Annotated in this window: 12 protein-coding genes and 1 tRNA gene; 10 read left to right on the forward strand and 3 right to left on the reverse strand. The window is 42.2% G+C overall.

The features are described from left to right. Positions 1 to 52 precede the first annotated feature (52 nt). The 4 genes from MAF46_RS00680 (at position 53) to ileS (ending at position 5,447) form a co-directional block, all read left to right on the forward strand. The gene (locus MAF46_RS00680; RefSeq protein ID WP_004130399.1) at positions 53 to 361 is read left to right on the forward strand and encodes an exodeoxyribonuclease VII small subunit; all 309 of its coding nucleotides are present in this window, start codon (positions 53 to 55) and stop codon (positions 359 to 361) included. A 49-nt stretch (positions 362 to 410) separates the two neighbouring features. Beyond that, positions 411 to 483, forward strand: a tRNA-Arg gene (locus MAF46_RS00685). Positions 484 to 587: 104 nt separating this feature from the next. Beyond that, entirely contained in the window at positions 588 to 1,748 is a 1,161-nt protein-coding gene (locus MAF46_RS00690; RefSeq protein ID WP_219722717.1) for an Abi family protein, read from the forward strand. A 288-nt stretch (positions 1,749 to 2,036) separates the two neighbouring features. Next, positions 2,037 to 5,447, forward strand: coding sequence for a mupirocin-resistant isoleucine--tRNA ligase (ileS, locus tag MAF46_RS00695; RefSeq protein ID WP_060785571.1), 3,411 nt, complete (start codon positions 2,037 to 2,039; stop codon positions 5,445 to 5,447). A 79-nt stretch (positions 5,448 to 5,526) separates the two neighbouring features. Here the strand turns inward: ileS and brnA are convergent, their stop codons facing one another. Together brnA and MAF46_RS00705 are read right to left on the reverse strand one after the other, a co-directional pair. Further along, a complete protein-coding gene (gene brnA / locus MAF46_RS00700) occupies positions 5,527 to 5,790 on the reverse strand; it encodes a type II toxin-antitoxin system BrnA family antitoxin (RefSeq protein ID WP_004130393.1) in 264 nt (87 codons plus the stop codon). Continuing rightward, positions 5,768 to 6,043 (reverse strand): BrnT family toxin, encoded by a 276-nt coding sequence (locus tag MAF46_RS00705; RefSeq protein ID WP_004130391.1) that lies wholly within the window; start codon positions 6,041 to 6,043, stop codon positions 5,768 to 5,770. The genes brnA and MAF46_RS00705 overlap by 23 nt, the downstream gene beginning before the upstream one ends. A gap of 466 nt (positions 6,044 to 6,509) precedes the next feature. Here MAF46_RS00705 and MAF46_RS00710 point away from each other — a divergent pair, with 466 nt between their 5' ends. The 5 genes from MAF46_RS00710 to murI all read left to right on the forward strand — a co-directional run bounded on the left by MAF46_RS00710 (position 6,510) and on the right by murI (position 12,766). Beyond that, complete coding sequence (locus MAF46_RS00710; RefSeq protein WP_004130389.1) at positions 6,510 to 7,397, forward strand: ABC transporter permease; 888 nt, start codon at positions 6,510 to 6,512, stop codon at positions 7,395 to 7,397. Next, positions 7,394 to 8,401 (forward strand): ABC transporter permease, encoded by a 1,008-nt coding sequence (locus MAF46_RS00715; RefSeq protein WP_004112329.1) that lies wholly within the window; start codon positions 7,394 to 7,396, stop codon positions 8,399 to 8,401. The genes MAF46_RS00710 and MAF46_RS00715 overlap by 4 nt, the downstream gene beginning before the upstream one ends. A 141-nt stretch (positions 8,402 to 8,542) precedes the next feature. Next, positions 8,543 to 10,291 carry an ABC transporter substrate-binding protein gene (locus tag MAF46_RS00720; protein ID WP_004132631.1) on the forward strand — a complete coding sequence of 583 codons (1,749 nt, stop codon included), beginning with the start codon at positions 8,543 to 8,545 and terminating at the stop codon, positions 10,289 to 10,291. Positions 10,292 to 10,307: 16 nt separating this feature from the next. Continuing rightward, on the forward strand, positions 10,308 to 11,930 hold the full coding sequence (locus tag MAF46_RS00725; protein ID WP_060785570.1) for an ATP-binding cassette domain-containing protein: 1,623 nt from the start codon (positions 10,308 to 10,310) through the stop codon (positions 11,928 to 11,930). Between the two features lie 53 nt (positions 11,931 to 11,983). Further along, entirely contained in the window at positions 11,984 to 12,766 is a 783-nt protein-coding gene (murI, locus tag MAF46_RS00730; RefSeq protein WP_020758203.1) for a glutamate racemase, read from the forward strand. A 44-nt stretch (positions 12,767 to 12,810) separates the two neighbouring features. On the opposite strand, the gene MAF46_RS00735 is transcribed toward murI, so the two are convergent. After that, complete coding sequence (locus MAF46_RS00735) at positions 12,811 to 13,437, reverse strand: vitamin K epoxide reductase family protein (RefSeq protein WP_230953873.1); 627 nt, start codon at positions 13,435 to 13,437, stop codon at positions 12,811 to 12,813. 79 nt (positions 13,438 to 13,516) lie between these two features. On the opposite strand from MAF46_RS00735, the gene MAF46_RS00740 reads away from it, so the two are divergent. Then, a complete protein-coding gene (locus MAF46_RS00740; protein ID WP_004130377.1) occupies positions 13,517 to 14,404 on the forward strand; it encodes a PHP domain-containing protein in 888 nt (295 codons plus the stop codon). The last annotated feature ends 1 nt before the right edge of the window (position 14,405 follow it).

Raw genomic sequence — 14,405 nt, forward strand, 5'->3', positions numbered from 1 at the left:
AACGCAAAATCTTAAATAAAAATCTTAAATAAAATATTAGAAAAGGATGATTATGAGTGACGAAATAAAAGACGCAAGTGCAAAAGCTGACGCGATTAGCACGCTTAGCAGCGAAGAGCGAGCTGCGATTAACGCAATGCCTTACGAAGAAGCGCGCGAAAAGCTTGTGCAAGCTGTTAAAGCGCTTGAGGCTGGCGGTTTGACTTTGGATCAGTCTATGCATCAATGGGAGCTTGGAGAAGCGCTAGCAAAGCGTGCGCAGGGCTTGCTTGCATCTGTTCGCGCTAAGCTTGATGCGGCTCAGGCAGAGCAGTCGGCTACAGCTGCGACGGCTGGAACGCAATCAAATCTTGAATCTTGAGCATGTTATAGCGTGTAAACCACGCTATAGTGTATAATTGCCATTTGTTGCCTCGGTAGCTCAGTGGATAGAGCACCACTCTCCTAAAGTGGGTGTCGTCAGTTCGATTCTGATTCGGGGCACTTTTTGTGTATAGCTATATTTGGTTGTGTGCTGTATATCGTTTGTTTATTTTTTGACAAATATTAGTTTCTTTTGTAGAATAGATACGTGGTGAAGCCAGGCTGTGTCTGGTTCGCGAAGAGCCAATCAAGTGATTGATTGGCTCTTTGTGCATCTAATGGCGGGGGATTTGGTGGGAATGATGGTGATTTATAAGCCTTTTACTACTATCAAGCAACAAATAAAATTGCTTAAGTCTAGAGGAGTAGTGTTTTCTGATGAGCTTAAAGCTATGGAAATACTTGAAAGAGAAGGTTACTATAGCGTTGTGAATGGGTATAAAAATCCATTTCTTGAATCAAAAAATTCGAATAAATATGTTCAAGGAACAAAGTTTGAACACATTTATTATCTTTTTAAATTTGATCGCGAACTTCGTGGTATTATTTTTGCGGCTACAACTAGAACAGAAGCATTGTTAAGGTCATCATGTTCATATTGTTTTAGCCAGATTCACGATAATGAAGTCAATGCTTACCTTAATGAAGCTAATTATGAAGATCCAAAGGAATCGCGCGGTTTAGTTAGAGCATTTAATCGAATTATAGAAAATAATACGTCAAATAATAAAAAATTAAATCTAGGGAAAGAATACATACGGCATTGTATCAATAATCACGATGGTCAGGTTCCATTATGGGTTTTATCTAATGACCTAACTTTCGGACAGATATTCTGGTTTTACAAAGTTCAAACTAGATGCATGAGAGGTTTGGTTGCTAGGGAATATACTGAACTTTATAATTCTTCACACTGTTCTCAAAAAGATATTACGTCAATAAAAATTGATTCTACTTATAGAAGAATTAAAGAGTTCAGAAATATTTGTGCGCATGATGAACGTTTGTATTGTGCTAGACCGCATAGTTTCAATGCAACAGTTTTTCAGCTTATTAAAGATTTCGACTTATTCTTAGATACTAACTATTATCTAGAGTTTTTAGAGAAGATTGAGAAATTACTAAGTGCGCTTTGCGTTGAAGTGCCAAGTTGTTCCAAAAATGTTATTGAATGCATTGGAATGTCTAGTATTAATGAATTTTATGATTGGAAAAATAAAATTAAAGAAAATATTACCTTGAATAGTAACTTGTCTGTTCCCAACGAAGCAACTCTTAAAGCTATGAATCACGCTAATCAAATTATAGATGGCAAAATTTCTGAAGACGGCATTGTTTTTAGCAATGCTAATGAAGCTAAAGCATTTTTGGATAATATGTCATGAAAATGTCATGAAAATTATTCGCGAGTCGCGAAATCCTTCCCAATGTTAGGGGATAGTGTTAGATTGTTTCTAACTTAAGCGATGATCCGTTATCGGCGGGGAGTTTTCGGAAGAACGGCGAGGATTCGTAAGGTCCTCGCTTATTAGAACCGACGGGGTTGGCCCGTATAGCCAAACACGAGAGGCTGCAAACATTGCATAAGCATTTTGCAGCAAGCGAGGTGGTACCGCGGCAATAACTGTCGTCCTCGCAGGGAAATATTCACCCTGTTGAGCGAGGAGAGCACAGTGAGCGAATCCACTAATCCAGCAGCAAACGCGTCCGAAAATACGTCTACAAATAACGTATATCCAAAGGCAAGTGTTTCTGTATCAACGCAAGAAAACGCCGCCGCGCAAGTTGCACCAAATCCTTCCTTCCCAAAGCTTGAAGAGTCCGTTCTTCAATATTGGGATGCAAATAACACTTTCCGCAAGTCAATCGAATACCGCCCGTCTGGAAAAGGTAGCCAAAACGAGTTCGTGTTCTTTGATGGCCCTCCATTTGCAAACGGTCTTCCTCACTATGGCCACTTGCTCACAGGCTACGCAAAAGACGTGGTTCCGCGTTATCAGACTATGCGCGGTCGCAAAGTAAACCGCGTTTTTGGCTGGGATACTCACGGTCTTCCTGCAGAGTTGGAAGCGCAGAAGGAACTCGGCATCGAGTCTGTTGATCAAATCGAAAAAATGGGCATCGCAAAGTTCAACGATGCTTGCCGCGCCAGCGTTTTGAAGTACACAAACGAGTGGCAAAATTACGTGCATCGTCAGGCTCGCTGGGTTGATTTTGAGCGCGGCTACAAAACTCTGAACATTCCATACATGGAATCCGTAATGTGGGCATTTAAGCAGCTTTACGATAAGGGCTTAGCTTATAAGGGTTACCGCGTGCTTCCGTACTGCCCAAAGGATCAGACTCCGCTTAGCGCTCACGAGCTTCGCATGGATGCGGATGTGTACCAAAATCGCCAGGATACAACTGTTTCCGTTGCTGTTAAGCTTCGCGACGAAGACGATGCTTACGCAGTATTCTGGACCACCACTCCTTGGACAGTTCCAACAAACTTTGCAATCGTAGTTGGCGCAGATATTGATTACGTGGAAGTTCGCCCAACTGAAGGCAAGTTCGCAGGTAAAAAGTTCTACATCGGTAAGCCTTTGCTCGGCTCCTACACTAAGGAACTTGGCGAAAATTACGAAGTTGTGCGCGAACTTAAGGGCGCGCAGATGGCTGGTTGGCGCTACTACCCAGTGTTCCCATACTTTGCAAGCGATTCTGCGCTCGCAGAGGGTGGCACTCCTGGTCCTAACGCTTTTACGATTTTCACAGCAGATTATGTTGATACCGCTGAAGGTACTGGTCTCGTTCACCAGGCTCCTTACGGCGAGGACGATATGAACACGCTTAACGCGCACGAAATTCGCAGCGTTGACGTGCTTGACGCAGGATGCAAGTTTACAAGCGACTGCCCAGATTACGAAGGCTTGTACGTTTTCGACGCGAATTTGCCAATTTTGCGCAACTTGCGTGCAGGAGACGGCCCGCTTGCTCAAATGCCAGAAGATCAGCGCGCGTTGCTGTTCCAAGAAAAAAGCTACGTGCACAGCTATCCTCATTGCTGGCGTTGCGCAACTCCGCTTATTTACAAGCCTGTTTCCAGCTGGTTTGTTTCTGTTACAAAGATTAAGAAGCGTTTGCTTGAGCTTAATCAGCAGATTAATTGGATTCCTGGAAACGTTAAGGACGGCCAGTTTGGTAAGTGGCTTTCTAACGCTCGCGATTGGTCGATTAGCCGTAATCGCTTCTGGGGTTCGCCAATTCCAGTGTGGGTGAGTGATGATCCAAAGTATCCTCGCGTAGACGTTTACGGTTCGCTCGAAGAGCTTAAGGCTGATTTTGGCGACTATCCTCGCGACGACGATGGCAATGTTAATATGCATCGCCCGTATATCGATCGCCTTACTCGACCAAATCCAGACGATCCTACTGGAAAGTCGCAAATGCATCGCATTACGGATGTTCTCGATTGCTGGTTTGAGTCTGGTTCTATGCCTTTTGCACAGTTCCATTATCCGTTTGAAAATAAGGACTTCTTCGAGGAGCACTTCCCATGCGATTACATCGTTGAATATATTGGTCAGACTCGCGGCTGGTTCTACACGCTTCACATTATGGCTACGGCTCTATTCGACCGCCCAGCTTTTAAGAACGTGATTTGCCACGGCATCGTGCTTGGTTCCGACGGTCAGAAGATGAGTAAGCATTTGCGCAATTATCCGGATGTTAACGGCGTTTTCAACGAGTACGGCTCGGACGCAATGCGATGGTTCCTTATGTCTTCGCCAATTTTGCGCGGTGGCAATTTGATTGTTACTGCCGACGGCATTAGGGATACTGTTCGCCAGGTTATGCTTCCAGTTTGGAGCTCTTACTACTTCTTCACTTTGTATGCGAATGCTGCAAACGGTGGCAAGGGCTACGATGCTCGCAGGCTTCGCGCGGACGAGGTTGCAGGCCTTTGCAACATGGATCGCTACTTGCTTGCTCGCACGCGTTTGCTTGTTGAGCGCGTAGAAAAGTGTTTGAACGAGTTTGCGATTAGCGACGCTTGCGCATCCGTAAGTGATTTTATTGACGTGCTTACGAATTGGTATATTCGCGGCAGCCGCGACCGATTCTGGAATGAAGACGAGACTGCTTTTAACACGCTTTACACTGTTCTTGAAGTGTTCATGCGCACGATTTCTCCTCTTGCTCCTATGGAGGCAGAGGCTGTGTGGCGTGGTCTTACTGGCGGCGAATCCGTGCATTTGGTTGATTGGCCTTATTTGGTTGAACCGCAAATGCTTTCGGATGGAGAGAAAAACCCTAAGGCTGGCGAAGTGACTGAGCTTGGAGCGGTTCTTGCGCACGACGATGCTTTGGTTGCTGCTATGGATAAGGTTCGCGAGGTTGTTTCTTCTACGCTTTCTTTGCGTAAGGCGGAACAGTTGCGTGTGCGCCAGCCGTTGGCAAATTTGACGGTTGTTGCAGAGAATACTGATGCTGTAGAGCCTTACGAGCAGGTGCTTGAGCGCGAGCTTAATGTGAAGAATGTTACATTCTGCACTTTGGAAGATGCTAGCAGCCATGGTTTGAAGATTGTTCACGAGCTTAAGGTGAATGCGCGCGCAGCTGGTCCTCGTTTGGGTAAGCAAGTGCAGTTTGCTATTAAGTCTTCTAAGAGTGGCGATTGGCGAGTTGACGAGTCTGGTGCTCCTGTTGTTAACACTCCAAACGGCGAAGTTACGCTTGAACAAGGAGAATATGATCTTGTGAATCGCGTTGAGTCTTCGGATGCTCAAGCGGCTGTGAATACGGCTTCTGCTGCAATGCCAACTGGTGGCTTTGTTATGCTCGATACTGCTTTGACTAGCGATTTGCTTGCGGAAGGTTATGCTCGCGATGCTATTCGCGCTGTTCAAGATGCTCGTAAGGAGAATGGTTTGGATATTAGCGACCGAATCTCTTTGACTTTGAGCGTGCCTGCTTCGGATGTTTCTAAAGTTGAGCAGTTCCGTGATTTGATTGCGGAGGAGACTTTGGCTACAAGCTTTGAAGTTACAGAGGCTGATTCTAGCGCAACTGAGCTTAGCGTAAGTCTTAAGCGTGCGTAAAACACAGCTAACAGCTAATTAACTAAACAAAAAACGTGCCGTTGTATGATTCAATACGTCGGCACGTTTTGTTTTATCTCTAGTTTTGCTTCGAACTTTCTAGTTTTTCTGCAATGAGTGTATTGACGACTGCGTTTCTGCTAATAGCAAGAATTTCTGCACGTTTATCAAGTTTTTCAATAATCCATTCTGGCATAGTAAATGTGACGCGTTTTTGCACATTTGAGCGGTGCTCTATAGTTGGATGCTCCAAATCAAAGTACTCAAGTACGTCTTCACCGTTATCGAATTTTTTATCGAGTTCTTTGCTGCTTATTTCCTTACTCGTTGTAGTGCTCTTCATAATATTGCTCCTCATTTTTACGCGATCTTCTTACAGAAATAATACGAATTCGATTATTCCTTTTTGTTATTATTGCCGTCCAATGCTTATTGTTTATTTTTCCAAAAACTAAGTAGCGAGAGTTGTCGTTTCCTGAATTTTTGGATTCTAATGTAATTGTCGTATTCTCCCAAAGTAATTGGGCTTTTTTGAAACTGATACCATGTTTAGCAAAATTTTTTAAGCTTTTTGCAGGATCGTGTTCAAAATCCATTCTCACCTCCTAGTGTGTATTTTACATCAAAACAACATCAATATGAAGCAATTTTTTAATGATTGTTGTTTTGTATTAGGTATCGTAAATGATTTAAGTCAGCTTTCCTAGATTTTTTACGCATTGTGGTTAAAGGCTATTTATAGAAGCAAGCGCTATCGCATCAAGTTGCTTTGTTATGTGCGTTTTGCTGGTCTTCGGATTTCGCCTAAGTGTAGGCGAAATCGGGGTCGCGCTTGCGTGGAAAGCGCATTGGCTTTCCACTTTGAGCAAGCGCTATCGCATTGAGTCGCTTTTCGCGCTACGCTCTAAGCGAAAAGCGAAGCAATGCGACACTCCGATTTTCTACACTTCCACACCTTCCTATAGATTCGTTATAACAACAGTACAAATTTACTCATGTTTGTATTTGTTAGTTTTATAGAAAAATTGCAATATGAAAGTGCAGGTAACGAAATGAGTGGCGATGAAAAGGGGCGGTGTATTTTATTCGCGTAGTAAGCGCGACTTATCAAGTGTTACCGCAATTGTTGGAATTGCAATAATATCACTGTTTGTTTTATTGGCGATTTTTGCCGACCTTTTTACTTTTATTACAGGTAATGATCCATATAGCGAAAATCCCGATGTTTTGTCGGATTCTTCGTTGCCTACAGGCATAGGCGGAATAAGCTCAAAACATTGGTTTGGCGTAACACCATTGCGCGGAATTGACTTATTTGCAATCATCTCTCACGGCGCAAGAATCTCTCTTGGAATTGGCTTAGCTTCTACTGCAATCTCCGTTGTTTTAGGAGTTGTAATTGGCGTTATTGCTGGTTATTTTGGTGGTTTTGTTGATTTTGCAATTTCTCGCATTATGGACGTGTTCTTTGGGTTCCCATTCCTAATCTTTGCGATTGCGCTTTCTGCGATTGTTCCTCAAACTTTCCCGCGTCCGCTTCTTTTAACTCTTGTAATCGGCTTTTTTGGTTGGCCTAGTATGGCGCGATTGGTACGAGGCGAAACACTTAGCCTTAAAAATCGTCATTTTGCTGTGGCTTCCAGAGTTATGGGCGCTAGTGCTTTTCATGTTTTGCGCAATCAGATTTTGCCAAACATGCTTCCAATAATCATTGTTAATACAACACTTTCTATACCAGGCCGTATTGCACTCGAAGCGGCACTTTCATTTCTTGGCGTTGGCATGAATCCGCCTTCGCCTTCGTGGGGACGCTCAATATCCGACGCAGTGCAGTGGGCATTGGTAGACCCGTGGTATTTAATATTCCCAGGTTTATCTTTGTCCCTGCTTGCGCTCGGGTTTAATATGATGGGCGATTGGCTTTCTTCAAAAATGGAGATAGCAGCATGAGCGTTTTTCTTTACATTATTAGGCGCGTTGCAAGCGCTTTGGCTGTTATTGCTGTTATTGCAATGGCAATGTTTTTGATTTTCTTTATGACTCCAACAAATCCTGCGCAGCTTATGTGCGGCAAACCTTGCACGCCTGAACGTTTAGCCCAAGTCTCTGCGTTTATGGGAACTGATTTGCCTTGGTATAGTCAGCTTTTTAACTATTTGCAGGGTATTTTTGTTGGCCGTACTTTTGGCGATTCTGCATCTGCCAGCGCAATTGTTTGCGCGGCTCCTTGCTTAGGATGGTCTTTTGCTCTTAATGAGCCTGTTACTGGTCTGATTTTTAGTCGTTTTCCAGTTACTGCATCAATCGCGATCGGCGCTGCTGTTTTGTGGATGCTAATTGGCGTATTTGCAGGCGTTTTGCAAGCTGTTAAGCGTGATTCGTGGATTGACCGCATAATCGTAGCGTTATCTTCGATTGGTATTTCGTCTCCTACCTACTTAATTGGTTTGCTGGCGATTATTGCTTTTGCGGTTTACATTCCCGTTTTTCCTACGGGCGGATATGTTAGCTTCTTTGCTAATCCTTTTGACTGGGCTTGGCATCTGCTACTCGCTTGGATTGTTTTAGCGTTGATAAATGGCGCTTTTTATGCGCGCATTACTCGTTCTACAATGCTTAGGGAATTTGGTAAAGATTATGTGCGAACTGCAAGAGCAAAGGGCATGCCCGATTCACATGTTGTACTAAATCATGCTTTGCGAAATGCGATTTTACCAATATTTACAATGTTTGGTTTAGATCTTGGCGGTCTTCTTGGTGGAGCGGTTATAACTGAGCGCGTGTTCTCTATGCACGGGTTGGGTTCGCTTCTTTTAGACGCTGTTAAGACTTTTGATTTGCAAGTTTTGGTTGGAGTTACGCTGTTTTCGGCCGCTCTTGTAATAATTGCAAATCTTATTGTTGACGTCTGTTATTGTTTGCTTGATCCTAGAGCGGCTAAAGTCGCCCTTTAAAGCGGTGATTAGTGAGCGTTAAAATCGCCAGAATAATTGCCATTAAGGTTGCAACTAAAGTCGCTACTAAAGTCTTCTTTAAATCACAATAATAAAAATTTTTAATAACTTTATAACTTTATAAAAAATTAAGGAAAAATCATGCAAAATGCACAAAATATGCAAAATTATTATCAAATCATCAAAAAAGTTAATCGTGGTTTTGCTCTAAATACATTAAGAGCAATTTCCGTAATTCTAGTGTTTTCGCTGGTTTATGCATTTTCTGCTTGCGGATCTGCTGTGCAAAGTGGTCAAAATCTACAAAAAAGACTCCCTAATGCTTCTGTGCTTAATAGCAATCCAAAAAAGGGCGGAACGCTTACGATTCTAAGCTCCGAATCAAAAATGGATTTTGATCCTGCAAGAAGTCAGGGTTTACCAATAACCTCTAATAGCCTAGTTTTCCGCGCTTTAACAACGTGGAAAGTAACGCCAAGTGGCAAAACGAGTGTTGTTGCCGATTTAGCAACAGATACAGGAACTGCTTTAGACGGCGGAAAAACTTGGAAGTACACTCTTAAAAAAGGGATTAAATACCAGGATGGAAGCCCAATAACGTCTAAAGATATTAAATATGGTCTTGAGCGTTCTTTTGCAAACTCGCTTACAGGCGGATTTGGTTACCACAAAGCGCTTTTACAAGGTGCTAAAGACTATGCCGGTCCGTTTAGTGGTAAATCTTTGGATTCGATTGAAACTCCAGACAATCAAACAATCATTTTTAAGCTAAATGCAGCTTTTGCTAATTGGCCTTGGGTTGCGTCTTTGGCTGCATTCGCTCCCGTTCCACTAAATTCTGGTAATGCGCAGGATTATGGCAAAAGCCCAGTTGCTTCTGGACCGTACAAAATTGTTGAAAACGAAGTTGGCAAGCAAATTGTTATGGTTAGAAACACTAATTGGGATTCCAGCGCGGATTCAATTCGAGCTAATTACCCAGACAAGATAATTTGGAAGCTTGGCGTTGATCCTTCTGTTGCTGCACAATCTATGATTCAAGGCAATTCTGGTGCAGACAATGCTATTCTTGCAGATTTTGTGCCTCCAGCTCAACGCGCGCAAGCTAAAGCAAGCTACAAGTCAAGCAATCTTTTAATTACAAGCGGTGACGGAGCGTTGGAATACTTGGCCATGAACAATCGACGTATTAAAGATGTTAAGATTCGCAAGGCAATTCAGTACGCTGTAGATAAGCAGTCGTATCAGCGAGCAAAGGGCGGTGCGGTTGCTGGCGGTTTTGCAACAACGCTTATTACTCCAGGCGTAAGCGAGCGCAAAGTCTATAATCTATATTCTGCAAATCCGCGTGGGGACGTAGAAAAGGCTAAACAATTATTAAAGGAATCGGGTAAATCTAAACTAAAGTTTAGTCTTATTGCTCGCCCAGATCAGGCGCAAGTGGCATCTTCTATTCAAGCAAGCTTAAAGCGCGTTGGAATTGATGTTTCTATACGAACTGTGGATTCGCAGATTTTTACAGATATGATTACTGGCGATTCTGGCGATTATGATTTAGCTTTGTCTAAATGGCAGCCTGATTTTCCTTCTGCGTATGCAAATATTGGTCCGCTTTTTGATTCTTCGCAAATAGGCGGTGGCAATTGGAATATATCTCGCTACTCGAATCCAAAAGTGGATTCCTTGATTCGCCAAGCTGTTGGCGTTATAGATAAGTCGCGTGCAGATTTGCTTTGGCAGCAGGTTGATAAAGAGATTATGCGCGATTCTCCAATTGTTCCGCTTATTTACTCTAAGAACACTTATATTCACGGAAGCAATGTGGAAAACTTCTTCGTTGGGTCTTTCCCGGCTTATCCAAACTATGCGCGAGTTTCGCTTAGAAACTAGAAAAGGATTTAATAAAATGTTGGAAAATCGCGAAAACCCAGTGCTTAGTGTTAACAACTTGTCTATTGCGATTGGCAAAAATCAGATTACGCATAACGTATATTTAAACTTATATGCGGGCAAAATTAGCGCGCTGGTTGGCGAATCTGGTTCGGGAAAGTCATTAACTTCGTTGGCGTTAATGGGTCTTCTTTCAGGCGATTTTAGTGTTTCTGGCAAAGCGGTTATTAATACAAGCGCTAATGACAGTTTGGATTTGCTAAGCAATAATGCTCCGTATTCTTATATTCGTTCGGGGCTTATTTCAATGGTGTTCCAAGAGCCATCTACTGCATTTAATCCCGTTATGCGTCTTGGCAAGCAAATTGAAGAGGCGTTAAAATATCATCCCGAAAAGTTTGGCAAGATGAGCGCTCGCGCTAGAAAATCGCGAGTCCTTGATTCCCTTAGCGAGGTTGGCCTAAAGGATGTAAATCGCGTTTATAGGTCTTATCCGCACGAACTTTCTGGCGGGCAGCTTCAGCGCGCAATGATTGCAATGGCAATTATTAATCTACCTTCTTTGCTTATTGCAGACGAGCCTACAACAGCTTTAGATGTTACAACTCAGCGTAAGATTTTGCAGCTTTTGCGCGATTTAGCTAAAAAGCATAATATTGCGGTTTTGATTATTACGCATAATATGAGCGTTGTTAAGGCTGTTGCAAACACAGTTTATGTTATGAACAGTGGCAGTATTGTTGAAAGTGGACTAGTTAAAGATGTGTTTTCTAATCCTAAAAACAGCTATACGCGCTCTCTTTTAGACTCTATTGTTGATTTTGATATTAATAATTTAGCTAGCGAATCAACTAGCTCGGATGCTGGCGATTTTTGCGTAAACATTCAAAATGTTTCTGCCAAATATGCTAAGTCTTCTAAAATTTTCAACTCTTCCAAATCCGCAATAAGTGATTTGAACCTTAATATTTTAAAGGGGAAGACGCATGCGCTGGTTGGCGAATCTGGTGCTGGAAAAACAACGATTGCAAAGCTTATTTCTGGCCAGCTTAAGCCAGAATCTGGCAGCATAAGCATAGAGGGCCTTAATTTATACTCCGATTGCAAAAAGCACGCGAATCGCAAGATTTTAAGCAATATTGGATTCATTTTCCAAGATTCTGGCTCGGCGTTAAATCCTTTAAAAACAGTAGGCTGGAGCATTGCCGAGCCTCTTCTTGCCAATAAAAGTCTTAGCGAAGAAGAGCGCAAAAAGCGCGTGGAGTTTGTTCTTAATCAAGTGCATTTGCCATTAAGCTTAATAAACAGGTTCCCGCACGAGCTTTCTGGCGGCCAAAAACAGCGAGTTGGCATTGCGCGAGCGTTAATAAATCGTCCTTCTTTGATTATTGCAGATGAGCCAACTTCGGCGTTAGATGCAAACCATTGCCTAAAAATCTTAAATCTTCTAAGTAGCTTGCAAAAGCAGTACAACTTTTCGTGCTTGTTTATAACGCATGATTTGGCTTTAGTAAGCCGTATTGCTAGCCAAGTTAGCGTTATAAAAGGCGGAAGAATTGTTGAGCAGGGAAGCGTTAAAGATGTATTGCGTTTCCCTAAGAATTCCTACACGCAAAGCCTTATTGATGCTGTTTTGTAACGCTTATGTTTGTGCTAAAAAGTAACATAATAAGAGTCTATTAGGAGGTTTTTATGACTTCATGCGCTCCAATTGGTGTGTTTGACTCAGGGCTTGGTGGCATTTCTGTAGTTCGTCAACTTAGCGCAGCTATGCCTAACGAGCGCATTGTTTATTTTGGCGACTCTGCAAACGCGCCTTATGGCATAAAAACTCCTCAAGAAGTTCGAGATCTTAGTTTTAAGATTGTTGAGCATTTTGCAAGTCTTAATGTTAAAGCTGTTGTAATTGCTTGCAATACTGCCACTTCTGCTGCTGTTAAAGATTTGCGCGCGCATTACAATATGCCGATTATTGGCATGGAGCCTGCTCTTAAGCTTGCTTGCGATTTGGGCGGCGGCAAGCCTCAGCGCGTAATCGTTGCAGCTACGCCTTTAACGCTTAGAGAGCGCAAGTTTGCAGAACTTATGAATCGTTTTACGCAAAATCACAAGATTTTTTCTAGGCCTTGCCCAGATTTGGTAGAAATTGTGGAAAATGGCGATTTAGGCAATAAAAATATTGTTATGAGCGCTTTGCACAAGTATTTTGATTCTTACGACTTAAATAGCATTGATTCAGTTGTTTTAGGATGCACTCATTTTGTGTTTTATAAAAGCTACTTCCGTGAGTTTTTGCCTGATTGCGTGAATATTGTAGACGGTAATGATGGCACTATTCACCATCTTAAAAGCGTTTTAGAGTCTAATGATTTGCTTGCGCCAATCGAAAATAGTGGAAGTGTTGTGCTTACTAACTCCGATTCAAGTAATCGTATTGCTAAGCTATCTCAATCGTTACTTAATGGTGATTTCTGATTGCAATTAAATTGCGTCTTATCTAATGCGATTTTACTTGCGACTTATGAAAATATAGCATTGCCGTATTTGCTTAAAATAAGCAATACAAGAGCAAAAATCCAAAGCAAATCCACGATTAAATCGTAATTTAGTCGGTAGTAAGCGCTTAAAATCTTATTTTTTAATCCAATCTCTTGCACACTAAATGTTGCGTGTGTAAGTGACATAAATTGCAAAGTTGTGCAAAACATTAAAACAAGGCACCATGGGCAAAGAATTTGTATAACAAACATAGATTGCGTAAACAGCCAATAAGCGTACAAGAGTGCGCATAATCCACCAATCCAGCTAAAAGTTGCTAGCCATTTTGGAAGTTTTACTTTTGCTATTCCAACTACAGCAAGCGTTACGAAAACGCTTTCTGCTGCAATTCCAAAGAAAGCATTAGGGAAGCTTAGTTCGCCAAATCTTATGAATTCCGCTTGCCAAGATTGAGCCACTTTAGAGCACGAAACAACGGTGTTTACGTCGCATCCAAGCGCTTTATGCGGTGCGCGTGCAAGAGCTAAAGTTTCGGAAGAAAGTATTAGCGATGTTAAAAGTGCAATTGCGGATGAAATAAGCATAATCATGTAAACCCAAGCGGCAGAATGTCGCCAAGAATTCATGCGATTATTGTGGTTACCCATAAACACTCCTCAAAGCGCTAATGTATTTAGATATTGTTTAGACTTAAAACCGTTACATGCCACAGTTTACGATAATTATATGACTGTAATAGGTAGTAGTGCGAATAACGACTTTAGTTTGGATTCTAAATCGCAAGATTTAGGGTGGGATTTGCATTGTCATACTTTATATTCGGATGGCACTAAATCTCCAAAAGAATTAGTAGATGAAGCTAAAAATCTTGGACTTAGTGGAGTAGCTATTAGCGATCACGACACTACTGCTGGCTGGCATGATTTTGAAGAAGCTGCTAAAAACGCTGATTTTCCAGTTATTTTTGGATCGGAGATAACTGCTGTAGAAGGAAACATATCGGTTCACGTGCTTGCTTATAACTACAATCCAAACGACGAGTGCATTAATGAAATGTTTGCAACTACAAGAAAACGCAGATTGGAACGCACGCGCAAAATGGTTGATCTTATGTCTCATGATTTTCCGATTACTTGGCAAGATGTTCTTGCACAAGCAGGGCAAGGTGCGCTAACTACGATTGGCCGTCCGCATATTGCAGACGCTCTTGTTGCTGCAGGCGTTTTTGAAACAAGGTCACAAGCTTTTGCAGGCCCTGTTGCTCCACATGGCCCATACTACATTCCAACGCCATCTCCAAGCGTTGATGAGGTTATTAAAGTTATTAAACACGCTGGGGGAGTAAGCGTTATTGCGCATCCTGCGGATTATAGTAGGAATCTTGTTATTCTTTCGGATTCTCAAATAGAACACTATGCAAGCGTTGGCCTTAACGGTTTAGAAGTATATCATCGTGGCAACTCTTTAACGCAAAGACAAAGACTATTGGAGTTAGCAAAAGACTTGAATTTGCTTGTTACTGGTGGATCCGATTGGCATGGCAGTGGCAAGCCAAATAAAATCGGAGAAGAAACAACAAGTTGCAATGTTGTTTCTAAAATCCTAAATTACTAGA

This window comes from Gardnerella pickettii (assembly GCF_029226345.1).
In the GTDB taxonomy this organism is placed as follows: domain Bacteria; phylum Actinomycetota; class Actinomycetes; order Actinomycetales; family Bifidobacteriaceae; genus Bifidobacterium; species Bifidobacterium piotii.